Source organism: Aeromonas sp. ASNIH1, from assembly GCF_002934285.1.
In the GTDB taxonomy this organism is placed as follows: Bacteria; Pseudomonadota; Gammaproteobacteria; order Enterobacterales; family Aeromonadaceae; genus Aeromonas; species Aeromonas caviae.
On sequence record NZ_CP026228.1, the window covers coordinates 3,010,148 to 3,025,928 of the forward strand.

18 protein-coding genes and 1 pseudogene are annotated in these 15,781 nt (G+C 62.6%); 11 read left to right on the forward strand and 8 right to left on the reverse strand.

The genetic code is table 11. The annotated features are described in order from the left end of the window. The first annotated feature begins 16 nt into the window (after positions 1 to 16). On the forward strand, positions 17 to 829 hold the full coding sequence (locus C2U37_RS14760) for an MlaA family lipoprotein (RefSeq protein WP_029314176.1): 813 nt from the start codon (positions 17 to 19) through the stop codon (positions 827 to 829). A gap of 110 nt (positions 830 to 939) precedes the next feature. On the opposite strand, the gene sodB is transcribed toward C2U37_RS14760, so the two are convergent. After that, a complete protein-coding gene (sodB, locus tag C2U37_RS14765) occupies positions 940 to 1,524 on the reverse strand; it encodes a superoxide dismutase [Fe] (protein WP_010673954.1) in 585 nt (194 codons plus the stop codon). 287 nt (positions 1,525 to 1,811) lie between these two features. On the opposite strand from sodB, the gene C2U37_RS14770 reads away from it, so the two are divergent. Next, positions 1,812 to 2,156 (forward strand): Grx4 family monothiol glutaredoxin, encoded by a 345-nt coding sequence (locus C2U37_RS14770; RefSeq protein WP_010673955.1) that lies wholly within the window; start codon positions 1,812 to 1,814, stop codon positions 2,154 to 2,156. Positions 2,157 to 2,223: 67 nt separating this feature from the next. Here the strand turns inward: C2U37_RS14770 and C2U37_RS14775 are convergent, their stop codons facing one another. Further along, positions 2,224 to 3,435, reverse strand: a complete 1,212-nt coding sequence (locus C2U37_RS14775) for an RsmB/NOP family class I SAM-dependent RNA methyltransferase (protein ID WP_010673956.1) — start codon at positions 3,433 to 3,435, stop codon at positions 2,224 to 2,226. 211 nt (positions 3,436 to 3,646) lie between these two features. Here C2U37_RS14775 and C2U37_RS14780 point away from each other — a divergent pair, with 211 nt between their 5' ends. The 4 genes from C2U37_RS14780 (at position 3,647) to C2U37_RS14795 (ending at position 7,689) form a co-directional block, all read left to right on the forward strand. Then, positions 3,647 to 5,614 carry a reprolysin-like metallopeptidase gene (locus C2U37_RS14780; RefSeq protein ID WP_104452538.1) on the forward strand — a complete coding sequence of 656 codons (1,968 nt, stop codon included), beginning with the start codon at positions 3,647 to 3,649 and terminating at the stop codon, positions 5,612 to 5,614. Further along, positions 5,611 to 5,934, forward strand: coding sequence for a hypothetical protein (locus C2U37_RS14785; RefSeq protein ID WP_043154507.1), 324 nt, complete (start codon positions 5,611 to 5,613; stop codon positions 5,932 to 5,934). Before C2U37_RS14780 ends, C2U37_RS14785 begins: the two co-directional genes overlap by 4 nt. A gap of 157 nt (positions 5,935 to 6,091) precedes the next feature. After that, positions 6,092 to 6,730 (forward strand): pyridoxamine 5'-phosphate oxidase, encoded by a 639-nt coding sequence (gene pdxH, locus C2U37_RS14790; protein ID WP_104452539.1) that lies wholly within the window; start codon positions 6,092 to 6,094, stop codon positions 6,728 to 6,730. Continuing rightward, the gene (locus C2U37_RS14795; RefSeq protein ID WP_104452540.1) at positions 6,730 to 7,689 is read left to right on the forward strand and encodes a LysR substrate-binding domain-containing protein; all 960 of its coding nucleotides are present in this window, start codon (positions 6,730 to 6,732) and stop codon (positions 7,687 to 7,689) included. Before pdxH ends, C2U37_RS14795 begins: the two co-directional genes overlap by 1 nt. A gap of 327 nt (positions 7,690 to 8,016) precedes the next feature. Here C2U37_RS14795 and C2U37_RS14800 read toward each other — a convergent pair whose 3' ends face one another. From C2U37_RS14800 to C2U37_RS14810, 3 genes are read right to left on the reverse strand one after another with little or no spacing between them, the layout of a single operon-like run. After that, entirely contained in the window at positions 8,017 to 9,198 is a 1,182-nt protein-coding gene (locus tag C2U37_RS14800) for a M20 metallopeptidase family protein (protein ID WP_104452541.1), read from the reverse strand. Further along, complete coding sequence (locus C2U37_RS14805; protein WP_042016367.1) at positions 9,198 to 9,647, reverse strand: hypothetical protein; 450 nt, start codon at positions 9,645 to 9,647, stop codon at positions 9,198 to 9,200. Before C2U37_RS14805 ends, C2U37_RS14800 begins: the two co-directional genes overlap by 1 nt. Continuing rightward, on the reverse strand, positions 9,644 to 10,462 hold the full coding sequence (locus C2U37_RS14810) for a DUF3100 domain-containing protein (RefSeq protein WP_010673963.1): 819 nt from the start codon (positions 10,460 to 10,462) through the stop codon (positions 9,644 to 9,646). The genes C2U37_RS14805 and C2U37_RS14810 overlap by 4 nt, the downstream gene beginning before the upstream one ends. A 261-nt stretch (positions 10,463 to 10,723) precedes the next feature. Between C2U37_RS14810 and C2U37_RS14815 the strand changes: the two genes are divergently transcribed. Continuing rightward, positions 10,724 to 11,914, forward strand: a complete 1,191-nt coding sequence (locus C2U37_RS14815) for a GNAT family N-acetyltransferase (protein WP_104452542.1) — start codon at positions 10,724 to 10,726, stop codon at positions 11,912 to 11,914. 152 nt (positions 11,915 to 12,066) lie between these two features. Then, a complete protein-coding gene (locus C2U37_RS14820) occupies positions 12,067 to 12,573 on the forward strand; it encodes a GNAT family N-acetyltransferase (protein ID WP_010673966.1) in 507 nt (168 codons plus the stop codon). Positions 12,574 to 12,645: 72 nt separating this feature from the next. On the opposite strand, the gene C2U37_RS14825 is transcribed toward C2U37_RS14820, so the two are convergent. Beyond that, on the reverse strand, positions 12,646 to 13,146 hold the full coding sequence (locus tag C2U37_RS14825) for an SRPBCC family protein (protein ID WP_010673967.1): 501 nt from the start codon (positions 13,144 to 13,146) through the stop codon (positions 12,646 to 12,648). Between the two features lie 182 nt (positions 13,147 to 13,328). Here C2U37_RS14825 and C2U37_RS14830 point away from each other — a divergent pair, with 182 nt between their 5' ends. Then, positions 13,329 to 13,769: a GNAT family N-acetyltransferase gene (locus C2U37_RS14830; RefSeq protein ID WP_042880882.1), complete on the forward strand. Its 441-nt coding sequence runs from the start codon at positions 13,329 to 13,331 to the stop codon at positions 13,767 to 13,769. A 133-nt stretch (positions 13,770 to 13,902) separates the two neighbouring features. Here the strand turns inward: C2U37_RS14830 and eda are convergent, their stop codons facing one another. Further along, entirely contained in the window at positions 13,903 to 14,520 is a 618-nt protein-coding gene (eda, locus tag C2U37_RS14835) for a bifunctional 4-hydroxy-2-oxoglutarate aldolase/2-dehydro-3-deoxy-phosphogluconate aldolase (RefSeq protein WP_041215570.1), read from the reverse strand. Positions 14,521 to 14,687: 167 nt separating this feature from the next. Here eda and C2U37_RS14840 point away from each other — a divergent pair, with 167 nt between their 5' ends. Next, entirely contained in the window at positions 14,688 to 14,858 is a 171-nt protein-coding gene (locus C2U37_RS14840; protein ID WP_233768394.1) for a hypothetical protein, read from the forward strand. 395 nt (positions 14,859 to 15,253) lie between these two features. Here C2U37_RS14840 and C2U37_RS24655 read toward each other — a convergent pair whose 3' ends face one another. Beyond that, on the reverse strand, positions 15,254 to 15,418 hold the full coding sequence (locus tag C2U37_RS24655) for a hypothetical protein (RefSeq protein ID WP_157438624.1): 165 nt from the start codon (positions 15,416 to 15,418) through the stop codon (positions 15,254 to 15,256). On the opposite strand from C2U37_RS24655, the pseudogene C2U37_RS14845 reads away from it, so the two are divergent. Then, a pseudogene (locus C2U37_RS14845) lies at positions 15,362 to 15,778 on the forward strand (transposase); the annotation flags it as partial. The gene C2U37_RS24655 and the pseudogene C2U37_RS14845 overlap by 57 nt on opposite strands. Positions 15,779 to 15,781: the final 3 nt, after the last annotated feature.

A 15,781-nucleotide genomic window follows, 5' to 3' on the forward strand; every position in this document is an offset into this window, starting at 1 on the left:
ATCTTAGGACTTTCATATGTATCTGCGTTCAGGAGCATTGGCGGTGGCATTGCTGCTCGCGGGCTGTGCGGGCGGCCCTCCCAAGCCGGGCCCGGAGAGCCTGGATCTCGGCGAGACCCCGAGCCGCCCCGGGGCATCCAGCACGGCCAGCGATCCTCGCGACCCCTTCCAGGGGCCCAACCGTGCCATGTGGGCCGTCAACTATGACGTGCTGGAGCCCTATGTGGCGCGCCCCGTGGTACACGGCTATGCCCGCTATGTCCCGCAAGGGGTGAGGGACAGCATCGAGAATTTCGTGGACAACTTCGACGAGCCGAGCAGCATGGTAAACCACCTGCTGGTGGGTGATCTGAAAGGGGCCGGTACCAACCTGGGCCGCTTCACCCTCAACACCACTGTGGGCCTGCTCGGTCTGTTCGATGTGGCCAAGCATGCGGGCCTGGCTCGCAACACGCTGGAGATGGACACCGTGCTCGGCAAGGCCGACATCGGGGATGGCGCCTATCTGATGGTGCCGGTCTACGGTCCCACCACCACCCGGCAACTGGTAGGGGATACCATTGATACCATCTACTTCCCCTATGCCCTGCTGACCTTCCCGCTGAAGGTAGTGCACTGGGCGCTGGATGGCCTCGGTACACGCTCCAAGCTGATCGATCAGGAGCGCATCATCGACAACGCGCTGGATCCTTACGCCCTGACCAAGGACTTCTACTTGCAGTACAACGATGGCAAGGTGACGGGCCGCAAACCCGAGCTCCAGGAGCAGAAACCAGAGGCGGCGGATGATGGCAACCTCGACGATTACATGGACGAGATAGACCAGTAAGCACGGTCATCTTCCACAAGGCGCCTGCGGGCGCCTTTGTTGTCGATGGCAGGTATTCGACCATAAAAAAACGCCCCGCAAGTGCGGGGCGTTTTGGCAAGAAAGGCTTATCAGGCAGCCAGGTTCTTGGCCACGAATTCCCAGTTGACCAGGGCCCAGAAGGTTTCCATGTACTTCGGACGCAGGTTGCGGAAATCGATGTAGTAGGCGTGTTCCCACAGGTCGACGGTCAGCAGCGGGGTGGTACCGGCTTCGGTCAGCGGGCAACCGGCGTTGGAGGTGTTGACGATGGCCAGGGAGCCGTCAGCCTTTTTCACCAGCCAGGTCCAGCTGGAGCCGAAGTTGCCGATGGCAGACTTGGTGAACGCATCCTTGAACTCGGCGAAGGAGCCGAAGGCCTTGGTGATGGCATCGGCCAGGGCGCCAGTGGGTTCGCCACCGCCGTTCGGGGAGAGGCAGTGCCAGTAGAAGGTGTGGTTCCAGATCTGGGCAGCGTTGTTGAAGACGCCACCAGTGGAGGTCTTGATGATCTCTTCCAGAGACTTGCCTTCAAACTCGGTACCCGGCACCAGGTTGTTCAGGTTGACCACGTAGGTGTTGTGGTGCTTGCCATGGTGGTATTCCAGAGTTTCCTGGGAGATGTGCGGTTCCAGAGCATTGATTGCATAGGGCAGAGCGGGAAGTTCGAAAGCCATTTTCTACTCTCCATTGGCTGGTCCGTGCGAAGGCGACGGTTGCAAGACATTGCGTACTCTTTTCTATCTTGAAAAGAATTGTTCTTGAAATGAGGGGGCCAGACGGCCCAAAGCCCGTCGATTGTAGCAGTATCAAAGATGGGCGAACAACCCTTGATTCTTGCCATGATCCGGATCAAGCTGCGGCGTATTGATGCATGACTTCTTTCATTCGCAACGGTTTGCCAGTTTGTGGTCTGCCCGGATTGCAGTAGAATGGCCGCCGAAATCGCTCCAGTGAGGCATTTATGGAAACTATTGAAAAGATCAAACAGCAGTTGGCTGAGAATCCCATCATCCTCTACATGAAGGGATCCCCCAAGCTGCCCAGCTGCGGTTTCTCTGCCCAGGCCTCCCAGGCCCTGATGTCCTGCGGCGAGCCTTTCGCCTATGTCGACATCCTGCAGAACCCGGACATCCGCGCCGAGCTGCCGAAATTCGCCAACTGGCCCACCTTCCCGCAACTGTGGGTCGAGGGCGAGCTGGTCGGTGGTTGCGACATCATGATCGAGATGTTCCAGGCCGGCGAGCTGCAGACCCTGATCAAGGAAACTGCCGCCAAGCACAAGCAGGATGACGCTGCCGCCGAATAAGGCCGCATCCATACCATGCAAAAAGGGGAGCCACTGGCTCCCCTTTTCTTTGTGCCCACGACAGACATCAGGCGATGCGTTCGAGGCGCGCCATGTAGAAGCCGTCGAAGCCGGTCTCGGCCGGGCTGACGTTGTGATCGCCGATCAGGCGGAAGTGCTCGTTGGCGGCGAGGAACTTGTCCACCTGCTGGCGGTTCTCCTCGGGCAGGATGGAGCAGGTGGCGTAGACCAGCAGGCCGCCCACCTTCACCATCTGGCTGTAGCGCTGCAGGATCTCCTCTTGCAGGGCGACCAGCACCGGCAGGCGCTCGGCGGTGTCGCGCCACTTGGCATCCGGGTTGCGCTTGAGCACGCCAAGGCCGGAGCAGGGGACGTCCAGCAGCACGCGATCGGCGCTTTCTTTAAGGCGCTTGACGGTCTTGCTGCTGGTGATGACCCGGGTCTCCACGTTGTGGGCACCGGCGCGGCGGGCGCGCTGCTTGAGGTTCTCCAGTTTCCACTCTTCCACGTCCATGGCCAGCAGACGGCCCTTGCCCTGCATCATGGCGGCCAGGTGCAGGGTCTTGCCGCCGGCACCGGCACAGGCGTCGATGACCCGCATGCCGGGCTTGACGTCGAGGGCCGCGGCCACCAGCTGGGAGCCGGCATCCTGCTGCTCGAAGCAGCCGTCGGCAAAGGCCTGGGTACGGAACAGGGCGGCGTCCGAGGTCACTTGCAGGGCGGTCTCCACTCCGTCGACGGGCACTGTGGTGACATGCTCTTTGGCCAGCATGGCTTGCAGCTCGTCCCGGGTGCACTTGAGGGTGTTGACCCGCAGGTAACGCTTGGGCATCCAGGCCAGGGCGGCACGCTCGGCCGGCCAGGCGTCGCCCAGTTGCTCGCTGCCGAGTTTTTCCAGCCAGGCAGGGCAGCCGTCCATCAGCACGGGGTTCTTCTTGGCCTCGGTCAGGCGGCGGCGGAACGCCTCCTCGTTGAAGCGATCCAGGGTCGGGTGGTTGGGCTGATCTATCTTGTGGAAGGCGTGCCAGCTGTGCAGCAGCGGCCAGACATTCTTCTCCGCCTGACGGACCTGGATGCCGGTGAGGAAGCAGTAGAGGCTGAGGCGGCGCAGCAGATCGCCGGTGACCAGGGCAATCCTTGCCTGTTCTTGCGGTTTGAGTTCGATGCCGGAGAAGTGACGTGCATAGGCGCGGTCGAGGGTAAGACCCTGACCCAGCACATCGTCAACGATGGCAACGACCAGATCCCCGAAACGGGGCAACAGTGGGGACTTGAGCATGAGATTAACCTTGGCCAAAGAAAGAGTGAACCGGCCCCGTCGAAGAGGGGTTCTGGAACGGACAAATCCGCGCCATGATAGGGGCTAGTCTGCATTGGTGCAACCTTCCCCATTCGGGGAATGTACAGAGGATGTTGCTGGACTAATCGGACCAGCGGGCAAATGATGCCGTGGCAGTTCAGGTGAATCCGTTTAAAAAGGAATTAAAAAGATGCAGTTGATGAAATATTCTCCGCTGGCGGTGCTGGTGGCGGGTCTGATGACGTCCGGCAACCTGATGGCCGGCGAGTGGCATACGGTCACGGCGCGGGCCACCGCCGCCGATGGGTACGAGGTGAGGGCCAGCCAGTATCGCATCGTCACCGTCTCTACCGATTACCTGGCTGCCCTGAAGGGGGGCGAGCGCCGCCTGACCTTGCCTCTGCCGGATGGCAAGGAGGTGACCTTCAGCCTGCAACCCTATGATCTGCTGCCGGCGGATCTGGCCGCCAAATATCCCGATATCCTGGCCTTCAAGGGGCACAACGAAGCGGCGCCTGGCGAGACCGGGCGCTTCGATCTCGGTCCCCAGGGATTCCACGCCATGTTCAGCCATGAAGGGAAGATGGTGTTCGTCGATCCCCTTCGCAATGGGGAAGGCTATGCCGTCTATTACCAGCAGGATGCCCACAGCCGGCTGGAAGAAGAGGCGGACAAGGTGATCGGGGGCGAGGCCAAAAAGCTGGCCCGTCAGGTGCTGGTGGATGGCAACGAGCGCAAGCGCTATGTCATCGCCATCTCGGCGGCGGGGGAGTATACCCAGTATCACGGCGGTACCGTGGAGGCGGGTCTTGGCGCCATCACCACCCTGCTCAACCGGGTCAACGAGGTCTACCAGCGTGATGTGGCGGCCGAATTCCAGCTGGCCAGCGGCAACGACACCATCATCTTCACCGACGTGGCGAACGATCCCTTCAACAATGATGACGGCGATATCGATGCCAACATGCAGGTGCAGGCCGATGCCCTGACCAAGGGGCTGGGGGCCTTCGACATCGGCCATGTGGTCAACACCGGTGGCGGCGGCCTGGCGGGGCTGGGCGTACTCTGCACCCCTGACAAATCGGCGGGGATGACGGGCTCCCCCGAGCCGGTGGGGGATGCCTTCTTCATCGACTACGTGGCCCACGAGATCGGTCACCAGTTCGGGGCAGACCACACCTTCAACGGCACCACAGGCAGTTGTGGCGGCGGCAACCGGGAGGCAAGCCAAGCCTGGGAGCCGGGCAGCGGCAGCTCCATCATGGCCTATGCGGGGATCTGCGGAGACGAAGATCTGCAGCCCCACAGCGAGCCCTATTTCCACAGCAAGTCCATCGAGCAGATGCGGGCCCACATGGCCACGGAGCCAAATTGCGGCACCCCGTTGGCGCTGGTCAACAATGCGCCCCAGGTGGCGGCAGGCAATGACTACGTCATCCCTGCGAACACCCCCTTCGTGCTCAAGGGGGCGGGGGCCGATCTTGACAGCGATCCGCTGAATTACACCTGGGAGCAGATCGATCTGGGGACGGAGTCGAGCAGCCCGGCCACCATGGTGGACGACGGCAGCCGTCCGCTGTTCCGTTTCGTGGCGCCGACCAGCGTGCCGGAGCGCACCCTGCCGAGTCTCACCTCCCTGCTCACCAACACCCTGGCAATAGGGGAGGCCTGGCCTGCCACCAACCGGGACCTGAACTTCCGCCTCACGGCGCGGGACGGCAAGGGCGGTGTCGCCAGCGATGACATGAAGATCCAGGTGGTCAACACCGGCAAGGCCTTTGCCCTGACCAGCCCGGTGGTGACCCCCCTGGGGGCGGGCAAGACGCAGACCATCAGTTGGGAAGTGGCCGGCACCAATGCCGCCCCCATCAACTGCAGCAAGGTGGATCTCTTCATGACCCGGGACGAGGGGGCAAACTGGACTTCCCTTGCCAGCGGCAAACCCAACTCGGGCTCGGCGAGCGTCACCATCCCGGCGGGCCAGGATGGCACTGCCCGTTTGAAGGTGGCGTGCAGCGACAACATCTTCTTCGCCATCAGTCCCCTCAAGCTCTCGGTCACCCAGCGCGGTGAAGAGGGGGGAAGCGGTGGCGGCGGTGCCCTCGGCTTCTGGACCCTGGCCCTAGCGTTGCTGGGCTGGCAGCGGAGGCGGGCATGAGACTGGCCGGGGTGCTGCTGCTCACCCTGCTCGGCGGTTGTCAGGCCGATGCAGACACCCTGGAGCAGGCGGTCAGCGCCAGCCTCGCCAGGCAGGATTACCGGCTGATCGTGCGGGCCGGGCGCGGCGAGGTGGCGCCCGGGATCGCGGCGGATCAGCAGGCGGCGGCCAAGGCCCGCTGCGGCGTGCGCTATCTCGACGGATTCGGGGATGTCATCAAGCCGGATCAGAAGGAGGCCCATGCTAGGCTGAGCGCCTATGCGGCGGACTACAACCGGCGCATGCTGGCCCATTGCCCGCCGATTGACGGCAAGCAGTAGGCTGACGGTCATCGGCATAAAGAGGGAGGCATGAGCCTCCCTCTCTTTTTGCTCCGCCATTTGGCCGCCCCGAGGCTTGTACCCATGGCGCGCTCGTCGCACAATGCCTGCACCCATCGCCGCACGGGCGGCAGAGAAAGAGAGAAGGAAAATCAAGATGATGGATGTGGCTGTTCTGCGTCGCGAATACACCAGGGGTGGACTGCACCGGGCCGATCTGCCGGCCGAGCCCCTCACCCTGTTCGAGAAGTGGCTGGCCCAGGCGTGCGAGGCCAAACTGACCGATCCCACCGCCATGGTGGTGGGCACCGTGGATGCCGATGGTCAGCCCTGGCAGCGCACCGTGCTGCTCAAGCACTACGATGCCGAAGGCATGGTGTTCTACACCAACATGGGCAGCCGCAAGGCGCATCAGCTGGAGGGCAACCCCCGTATCAGCCTGCTCTTCCCCTGGCATACCCTGGACAGACAGGTACACGTGACCGGTCGGGTGGAGAAGATGAGCACCTTCGAGGTGATGAAGTATTTCCACAGCCGTCCCAAGGACAGTCAGATCGCCGCCTGGGTCTCCAAACAGTCGACCCGCATCTCGGCCCGTGGCGTGCTGGAGGCCAAGTTCCTCGAACTCAAGCAGAGGTTTGCCAATGGCGAGGTGCCGCTGCCGAGCTTCTGGGGTGGTTTCCGGGTGCGCATCGACACCGTCGAGTTCTGGCAGGGCGGGGAGCACCGTCTGCACGATCGCTTCTATTACACCCGCGAGGGGGACGGCTGGCACATCGAGCGCCTGGCACCCTGATGAACATCGCCCGGCTCAAGAACTTCACCGAGATAGTGAAGAACAACTTCAACATCTCGGCGACGGCGGAGAAGCTCTATACCTCCCAGCCGACCCTCAGCAAGCAGATGAAGATGCTGGAAGAGGAGCTGGGGCTGGCGCTGTTTACCCGCAAGGGCAAGAACCTGTCGGGCCTGACCCCCATGGGGGAGCAGGTGATGGAGCTGGCCAGGGGAGTGGTGGCCCAGGTGGAGCAGATTGGCCAGCTTTCCCTCGGGGATCAGCTGGCCACCAGCGGGGTGCTGCGCATCGCCACCACCCACACCATGGCCCGCTACAAGCTGCCGGCGGTCATTACCGAATTCTCCCGCCGCTACCCCGAGGTGAGCATCCAGCTGCATCAGGGAGCCCCTGCCCAACTGGCGCAGATGGCGCAAAACGGGGATGTGGAGATGGCCATCGCCACCGAGTCCATGCACCTGTTCGACGAGCTGGCGACCGTGCCCTGCTATCGCTGGGGGCGCAGCGTGGTGGTGCCCCACGGCCATCCGCTGCTGGACTGCCAGCCGCTGGCCATGGCGGATCTGGCCCGGTATCCCCTCATCACCTATGTGTTCGGTTTCACCGGCCGATCCAAGATGGACAAGGCGTTCGGTCGCCATGGCCTCAGCCCCCGCATCGTGCTGACGGCCACCGACAGCGACATCATCAAGCACTATGTGCGCCTGGGGATGGGGGTCGGGGTGATCGCCACCTCGGCGTTCGACGAAGGGGACAGGGAGAGCCTGGTCTGCCTCAACATCGATCATCTGATCGCCTCGAGCGTGGCCCATGTGTGCCTGCGCAGGCATGCCCACCTGCGGGACTACATGTACGACTTCATCCACCTCTATGCCCCCCATGTGAACCGGGAGGCGGTGCAGCTGGCGCTGCTCAACCAGGGAACGCCCGCCCCGTCTGCGACCCTGCCCTGGCTCTGAAGGCCGTCAGGGGGAGTCAGATGTGCTGCATAGAGGCAAAAAAGAGAGGCCAGTGGCCTCTCTTTTTGTGGTAAGTGGTGTCCTGTGCTGCCTTTTCCCGGTGATCCCTCTCTCCCGGCTGTCGTGGTCACCAGATTGACGGCGCTCCGGGTGCCGAGCAGCAGATCGCCATCATCCAGCAGGGCCTCGGGGGGCGGCAGCCCCCTTGCTGCTTAGGGGGTACGGGTCGCCAGATTGACGAAAATCTGGGCTCCCACCAGCAGGCAGTCGTCGTCCGGGTAGTAGGGGATTGACGTGGTGCTGGTAGTGGCAGATCCCCCTGGCCCGTCAGTCGACCCTGGTCGCCAGATTGACGAAGATCTGGGCTCCCACCAGCAGGCAGTCGTCGTCCAGGTAATAGGGGTTCGCGTGCAGGTAGTTGCAGATCCCCTTGGCCTGATTGCCGCTGCCGAGGAAGAACATGGCCCCCATGCGGCTTGGCGTGGCGTTGATCATGTAGCTGAAGTCCTCGCTGCCGGTCATGGGCTGGCCCTTTGCGTTGATCCCGTCGCTGGACAACACATCCGAGGCGGCTTGTTGCAGGCGCTCGCAGGCCTGGGGGTGGTTCTCCACTGCCGGGTAGCCGGCATGGACCATGGTGGTCTTGAAGCTGCGCAGCTCGCTCTGGGCGATGATGTCCCTGAAGCTGTTTTTCAGGATCTGGTCGGTTTCGGCGTCCATGGCGCGGATGGTGCCACGGGCCTGCACATGATCGGCGATGGCGTTGGGAATGGTGCCGCCGTTGATCATGCCGCAACCAAAGACCGCCGGGCTGAACGGGCTGGTGCGCTTGGCGACGATGTAGTCCATGTCCTCGATGATCCGCACCGCCTCCCGGATGGCATCCAGCCCCTTGTGGGGGGTGGAGCCGTGGGCGGAGATGCCGTGCACATCGAGCGTCCAGGCAGACCCCCAGGAGGACATGACCCCCTGGTTGAACTTGATGGTGCCCGTCTCCATGGCGCCGTCGTTGTGCAGGGCATAGACCTCGTCCACCCCCTTCATGCAGCCAAGCTCCACCATCTTTTCGGCACCGGGGACGCGCATGTCCTCTTCCGCCATCTGGAAGATGAAGCGGACGTTGTACCGCAGGCGATCGCGGTTGGCGGCCAGACACTTGGCGGCGGTCAGAGCGATCGCCATGTGGGAGTCGTGGCCGCAGTTGTGGGCCATCCCCTCATGGGTGGATTTGAACGCCACCTCGCTCATGTCGTGCATCTCCAGGCCATCCATGTCGGCACGAAAGGCAATGGTGGGCAGGGTGGGGTCGACCGCTAGATCCCCGTGAAAACCGGTGAAGCCGGGATACAGGGTGATCCTGTAGCCGAACTCTTCCATCAACCCACGGCAGTAGGCAGAGGTCTTGAACTCGGCCCCGGAGTATTCCGGGATGCGGTGCAGGTGGTGGCGCACTTCGTAGCTGAAGTCGCGCAGGGCCAACAGGTCAGGTTCGATATGGTAGTGGTTCATCAGATGATCCCTTGAATGGAGAAACCGAGCTGGGCAACCAGGGAGGCGCCAAAGAAGCAGCAGGTGGAGACGATCATGAAGATGAGGATCACCTTCCACGACATCTTCTTGAGCTCCTCCAGCTGACCGCCCACCGAGAGGCCGGCGAAGGCCAGGAGCGGCACGCAGCAGGAGAGGAAGGAGATCTTGGCCACGGCATCGATGAAGAGGCCGCGCACCGGGGTCTCGGGCAGGCAGATGAGAATGCCGATGATGGTGGCATAGGCAAAGGCCGGCAGGGAGGAGGGCAGATAGCGCTTGGTCACCAGGGAGGCGAACACCACCAGGGACATGGCGACGAAGCTGTCCCCCATCTGCCACAGCGGCAGGCCCGAGGTCAGGGTCTGGGTGAACATGGCCAGCAGGATCGCCAGGAAGACGAAGCGCATATCCATCACGATGCTTTTCATGCTTTCTCTCCTTTGGCGGTCAGGGCATAGATTTTTTCAGCGAGCGGCAGACCCAGATAGGTGAGGGAGAGCGCTCCCAGGGCCGACGAGAGCAGGTTCGAGGCGGCGGCGATGCTGAGCACCTGCTGGGCCATCGCCTCATCGAGGCCGTTGATGAGGGCACCGGAGGCGGCGCTCAGCATGGAGCCGGATCCCACGCCGGAACCGGCGGCCAGGGCCAGGGGGTGCAGCCCCGTGAGGGGGGCAATGCTGCCGAGCACGCTGAACCAGAGGGTGCCGATGACGGAGCCGCACAGGTAGATGGCGAGCACGCCGATGTACTCCTGGGAGCCGGTGCCGAACTTGCCCTGGATCACCGCGACCGAGGGTTCACGGCTGATGGAGGAGCAGGCCCCGATGGCGCGGCGGCCAAAGCCGAACTTCACCGCCAGCGGAATGGCGATGAGGATGGGCAGGAGGTTGCCTATCTCCTGCAGGAAGAGCGGTACGCCGACGCTCAGGATCATCTTGAGGTTGGGGATGATCATCCCCGCATACTGGGTCCCGAGGATCAGCAGGCTGAAACCCACCATCTTGCCGCAGAAGCCCTCTTCTCGCTCGGTGAAGAGCCTCTTCCAGCCGGGAATGCGATCCTTGACGGGCTTGGCGGAGACGATCATGCCGATGATGACGGCAAAGAGCATGGGCAGGATGGGGATGATGGCGATGCCGAGTCTGATCTCCTGCTTCCCGATGAGGGATTGGGCCACGAAGATCAGCAGGGCGGTCGCCAGGGTACTGACTACTACCGTTTTGAGTGGGCTGGTTGGCTGCATAGTGTGTTCTCTTGTTATCCGTTGTCCTTCATGGGCGTCTTTGGTCACGCCATGATGGGGGCATGATAGGAAGCGAAGAGAGGAAGGAATGTGACCGCCATCAAGTCAGCCATATGGCATTTTTTCATGGGGTATGCCGTTTAACCATGGTAAACATATGGTTTAACAACTCATTGGCAGCTGCTTATGCTGCCTCAGACAGGAGTGTGGTGCCGCCCGGGCACCCGGTGCCTGATCCGGGGGGGGGATGTGGGGGAAGGAATGGATCTGTTGATAGAGGGCGCGCTCTGGCGCCCCTCCTGGCAAGCGGCGTTGCAGGCCTGGCAGCACCGGGGAAACCGCTGGTGGCTGCTGCTTGGCAAAGGGGAGGCGAGGGAGATGGCACCTTGGGCGGCCAGCCCGCCAGATGGCATTCTCCTTGCCCGCGACCTGCTTGCCGCCTGGCTGGGTGAGGCCGCCTCCCCGCTGATGGCGACACAGCCGGACCGGCAGATCCTGATCGCTGCCTCCGGCTCCCTGCTGACCCTGGCCAGAGAGAGCGGCCTGCTCACCCTGGGGCCCGTGGGGGCGGATCACCGCCTCGGTGCCGATGACGACCTTGGGGTTGCCCTGCAACGCCTGCTTGCCCGCCGCCTGATGACCCCGGTGCTGCGCGAGCCTGGCGGGCAGGACGCGCTGGTGCTGCGCCCCCTGCTGCCCGGCGATGAGAGCGCCATCCTGCGTTATTGTTCGGATGCGGCGCTCGCCCGCTATACCCTCAACATCCCCCACCCCTATTCGCCGGAGGCGGCGCGGGACTGGCTTGCCCTGAGCGGGCGCAAGGCTGCTCTCGGGCTGGGATGCACCTGGGCCCTGACTCTGCCCCAGGGGCGTGGAGACGAGCCCGCTCCCCTGGTCGGCACCCTCTCCCTGCACTGGCACGGGGAGCTGGCATGGTGGGTCGGCGTGCCCTGGCAGAACAGGGGGCTGGCCACCCGGGCCGCGAGCCTGGTCAGGGCGTTTGCCTTCGAACAGTGGCACCTGCCTGCCCTCACCGCCCGCCACATGCCGGGCAACCTCGCCTCAGGCCGGGTGATGGAAAAGACTGGCATGCACCATGACGGGCGTCGGCCAGATCCGGCCGATGGCGCCCTCGAGCTCGATCACTGGCGGCTGGATCGCCCGGCGCGCCTGACGGATGCACGCAAAGAGGCGCTGGCCCCCTGGCTGGATGACGAGGAGGTGGTCGTGGCCATACTGCACGGTGAGGAGGTGGCGCTCTTCATGGCGGGGGAGACGACAGAGGGCGAGCAGACACTCAGCGGGCTGACGGTGCGGCGCTATCCCCTGGCCATGCTGGCGCCAGAGGCGCCCGGGGTGCAGGCCCATGGTGGTGGCGCCCTCCTCAAGGAGTGCGGGGATCTGGGCCTCGCCTATCTGCGGCGATTGCGACAGCCTGACGACGGACGCTGATGGCTTGCGCAAGGGCGGTCATCGCGAAGCCTGGTGCGGGGTCTGTCAGGTGTTTTCCTGAGTCCGTCCTCCCATTTTCAGACAAAGGCAGTGAAGAGGCGCCCCACTTCTGTGGAATAATGGCCGCCCTGCTGTACGAGGAGTAACGCTGTATGTTGAGAACCGAGCGTCCCGGCGACATGCTGCCAGTCTATGAGCTGGTGAGTGCCGCCTTTGGTCGTCCCGACGAGGCCGAACTGGTCAACCGCCTGCGAGAATGTGGGGCCGCCGTGGTCACCATGGTCGAGGAGGAAGAGTACGAGTTCATGGGGCACCTGATGCTGAGCCCGATCACCATTGAGGGACAGGAAGGGCCCTGGCTGGGACTGGCACCCGTGGCCGTGCATCCCGACTGGCAGGGGCAGGGCATTGGCTCGGATCTGGTGCGTGAAGGGCTGGACACGGCACTGGAGATGGACTGGAAGGCGGTGGTGGTGCTCGGGGATCCTGCCTACTACGCCCGTTTCGGCTTTCGGCCTGCCAGCGACTTCGGCCTGCACTGCATCTACGAGGTGCCGACGGAGTGTTTCATGGCGATGGAGTTGCAACCCGGCGGGCTCGACGGGGTAAGGGGCGAGGTGCTCTATCACCCCCTGTTCGATGAAGAGCCGGTGGAGTGACCGCCTGCCTATCCACGAAAAAGGACCCTGAGCGGGTCCTTTTTCGTGCCATGTCCATCGCTTGAATGGACGTCACTGGGCCAGGGATTTCAGCTGCTGCTTGCCCGGCGGGTTGTTCCAGTCGATGGGGCCGTGGGTGAAACGGTACTGAAGCCTTGGCAGACTCAGTTCCAGCCACTCCTCCCGGAAGTAGGCATAACCCTGGTCCCAATCCGGATCCTGCGCCCAGCCGGTCTGCAGGAAGTGGAGCCGGGTGCCCTGGCCCTCCGGCACGAAGCGCAGGCTGACCTGGGTCTTCTGCTGACGAATGTGGGGAAACTGGGGAGGGAAATTCCAGCTGAAGCTGAGCAGATCATGGGGCATGACCGCCATCACCCGGCACCCTTCGCTGCCACGCTCGCCGAGGGGAGCATCGGGTCTGAAATAGATCTCGAACGGTCCGTTGGGTTCCGGGACCATGAGGCACTCCGGCGCCAGAAAACTGCGCAGCCCGCTCTCCGTGGTCCAGGCCCGCCAGACATCGTCAATGTGGGCGGGTACCAGAATACTGCCTTCAATTTGCTTGTTATCCATAAATCAGTGAACCTCAAACCAGTCATGGACGGGACCTCGGCAGTATAGCCCCTGAGGCGATAAAATAGGCAGCCCTGTGTCACACGGTTACGTATTCAAGAGGGTCCACATTGCCGATTTGACAGCACGGCGGGATCCATCGAGAGTGGGAAGCGACAAGCACGCAACGCAAGGATGGTGTCATGATCAGAATGATGACGGAAGCTGACGAGCCCATGCTGGCGCAGCTCTTCCTCAAGGGAAGGCGCCAGGCCTTCCATTGGGTTGATCCCGCCCTGTTCCGGCTCGAGGATTTTGCCGAGCAGACCCGGGGCGAGGAGATCTGGGTGGCGGAGAAAGGGGGCAGCCCGTGCGGATTCGTCTCCATCTGGGGGGCCGAGAGCTTCGTGCATCATCTCTACGTGGTGGCGGACTGGCACGGGCAGGGCATGGGGCGGGCCTTGCTTGCCGCCGGCTTGGCCGGATACCCCTCCCCGGCCTCCCTCAAGGTGGCCATGCGCAACACCACGGCGATGGCTTTCTATCATCGCCTGGGCTGGGAGAACACCGAAGAGACGGGTCATTGCGACATCACGGGCCCCTGGCGCAGGCTGGTGTTGACGCCCGATGCCGCAGGGGAATAAGCCGCTGGCAGACTGCGGCAACCGCACCGCACATTGATCTCCAGCCCTGGCAGGGCATAAAAAAGCCACTTCGCGGGAAGTGGCTCTTCAACACATCCGGGGGAGGGCAGACCTTCCCTCGCTCAACCGATGATCACAGGGCCGCCACGGCCTCTCTTACCAGGGCGGCCAGCTCTTCCCACCTGCCCTCGTCGATGAGCTTGGCCGGCACCATCCAGGTGCCGCCGCAGGCGATCACGGCATTCAGCCCCAGATACTCCTTCAGATTGGCCGGCGTCACGCCGCCGGTGGGCATGAAGCGCACCGGATAGACGGCGCCCAGGGCCTTGAGCATGGCGGTGTCGCCTGACTGCTCTGCCGGGAAGAACTTGAGGTGGCGCAGCCCCATCTCCATGGCCTGCTCCACCAGGCTGGGGTTGTTGACACCGGGGATGATGGTGACGTCCTTGTCCAGGCAGTACTGCACCGTGGTCGGGTTGAAGCCGGGGCTGACGATGAAGTCGGCGCCCGCCGCAACGGCCGCATCCACCTGCTCGCGGTTGAGCACGGTGCCGGCCCCGATCAGCAGATCCGGGTAGGCGGCGCGCATCTGGTGGATGGCCTCTGCGGCGGCGTCGGTGACGTCGGCCCCTTGCAGGCGTGCGGCGAGATAACCGGCGCTGAAGGAGTCGCCCGCCGCCGTGGTGTCGATCACCTGTTTGGCGGACAACCGCAGGGCGGCGATTTCGATCCGCTGCGTTGCCGTGACCACCAGGCAACCTCAGAGCCGCGCTTGACGACGATCTCGCCAACCCCTAAGCCCTGGCTCCCTGGCTGCATTGCGAGCGCAACCCCTACTGGCGCAAGCTCCACGAGCATATCGACGACAAGGCCATCTCCAGCTGGTGCGACGATCACGACCAGATCCTCAAGGCCCTGATGCGCAAGGATCCGCAGGCGGCCAAGCTGGCCATGTGGCAGCACCTGGAGAACACCAAGCAGATGCTCTTCCAGGCCACCATCTTCGATGACGAAATGGGGGATGACCGCTACCTCTTCTCCGAAAATCCCGTCGTTCATCTGACCCAGCCTTCCACTGCCAACGGCTAGTGGAAGGTTCTCGGGGGCGAATCCTCGAGGTTGTTTCAACCCCATGGAGGCGCTGGGCTGATGGCGTGGCCCACAGCGCCCGGGCAAATTGCTGCGCCACTCGCCGGTTTTTGCTGGCGACGCCACCTGGAGCTGGCCCATGTCAAATGCAGCCACCCCCCGCAGAGCCTTTGGCCTCAGGTCTGGAGATGCACAGCACTCGCGGGGCGGATACAACCTCTGAAGGTGAGAAAAAGGATACAAAAAGGGCCACTTCTTGCGAAGTGGCCCTTTCCAAACGTTTGGGCTGGGGGAGTCTGAATTGCGATCTTAAGTCATTGATTTTAAGTGGTTAAATTTTTCATTTTAAGCTTTGGTGGTACATGCAGTGGTACATACTGTAAAACCATCTTGTCTCAAGGAAAATCCAGAATATTTGGTTGACGTGTGATTGTTTCCCAAATCGGCGTTTGAATTGAACTAACTGAGGGAGTGGTGATCATCACCATTCCCTTCATGTTTGCATCAAGTCGCTTCACCCCATCACCAACTGGTCTCAATACATCAAGTTTCTGATCCACTGTGGCTCCCTCGCCTTCTGGGTTGATGCAGATGCAATGGACAATTGGTTCCACCCCGACCATCACGGGCGACGGGGACGTAGCCAGTTTTCACTGGCCAGACCATCTCTACCTTCTGGATTCTCAAGGGGATTTTCAGCCTCTCCCAGCGAGTGACCCAAGGACTACTCGACTCTCTGATTTAGTTGATGAATGTTTCCTCTGTGCGCCCCCGATTACAGCTGTGCCAGCAAGCGAACCCGTACGGTGAAGGTGGCCTATAGGCAACCATCTAAAGGGACGATTACCGACCTAGTTATCGATTTAATTGGCCTGAAGGTGCTTGACGAAGGCGAGTGGAAAGTCAGAAAACACGGCGCCAAT

Bases quoted from the DNA above. Each gene is read 5' to 3' on its own strand.
- C2U37_RS14760 (WP_029314176.1), top strand. From the start codon at position 17: ATGTATCTGCGTTCAGGAGCATTGGCGGTGGCATTGCTGCTCGCGGGC.
- sodB (WP_010673954.1), bottom strand. From the start codon at position 1,524: ATGGCTTTCGAACTTCCCGCTCTGCCCTATGCAATCAATGCTCTGGAA.
- C2U37_RS14770 (WP_010673955.1), top strand. From the start codon at position 1,812: ATGGAAACTATTGAAAAGATCAAACAGCAGTTGGCTGAGAATCCCATC.
- C2U37_RS14775 (WP_010673956.1), bottom strand. From the start codon at position 3,435: ATGCTCAAGTCCCCACTGTTGCCCCGTTTCGGGGATCTGGTCGTTGCC.
- C2U37_RS14780 (WP_104452538.1), top strand. From the start codon at position 3,647: ATGCAGTTGATGAAATATTCTCCGCTGGCGGTGCTGGTGGCGGGTCTG.
- C2U37_RS14785 (WP_043154507.1), top strand. From the start codon at position 5,611: ATGAGACTGGCCGGGGTGCTGCTGCTCACCCTGCTCGGCGGTTGTCAG.
- pdxH (WP_104452539.1), top strand. From the start codon at position 6,092: ATGATGGATGTGGCTGTTCTGCGTCGCGAATACACCAGGGGTGGACTG.
- C2U37_RS14795 (WP_104452540.1), top strand. From the start codon at position 6,730: ATGAACATCGCCCGGCTCAAGAACTTCACCGAGATAGTGAAGAACAAC.
- C2U37_RS14800 (WP_104452541.1), bottom strand. From the start codon at position 9,198: ATGAACCACTACCATATCGAACCTGACCTGTTGGCCCTGCGCGACTTC.
- C2U37_RS14805 (WP_042016367.1), bottom strand. From the start codon at position 9,647: ATGAAAAGCATCGTGATGGATATGCGCTTCGTCTTCCTGGCGATCCTG.
- C2U37_RS14810 (WP_010673963.1), bottom strand. From the start codon at position 10,462: ATGCAGCCAACCAGCCCACTCAAAACGGTAGTAGTCAGTACCCTGGCG.
- C2U37_RS14815 (WP_104452542.1), top strand. From the start codon at position 10,724: ATGGATCTGTTGATAGAGGGCGCGCTCTGGCGCCCCTCCTGGCAAGCG.
- C2U37_RS14820 (WP_010673966.1), top strand. From the start codon at position 12,067: ATGTTGAGAACCGAGCGTCCCGGCGACATGCTGCCAGTCTATGAGCTG.
- C2U37_RS14825 (WP_010673967.1), bottom strand. From the start codon at position 13,146: ATGGATAACAAGCAAATTGAAGGCAGTATTCTGGTACCCGCCCACATT.
- C2U37_RS14830 (WP_042880882.1), top strand. From the start codon at position 13,329: ATGATCAGAATGATGACGGAAGCTGACGAGCCCATGCTGGCGCAGCTC.
- C2U37_RS14840 (WP_233768394.1), top strand. From the start codon at position 14,688: ATGCGCAAGGATCCGCAGGCGGCCAAGCTGGCCATGTGGCAGCACCTG.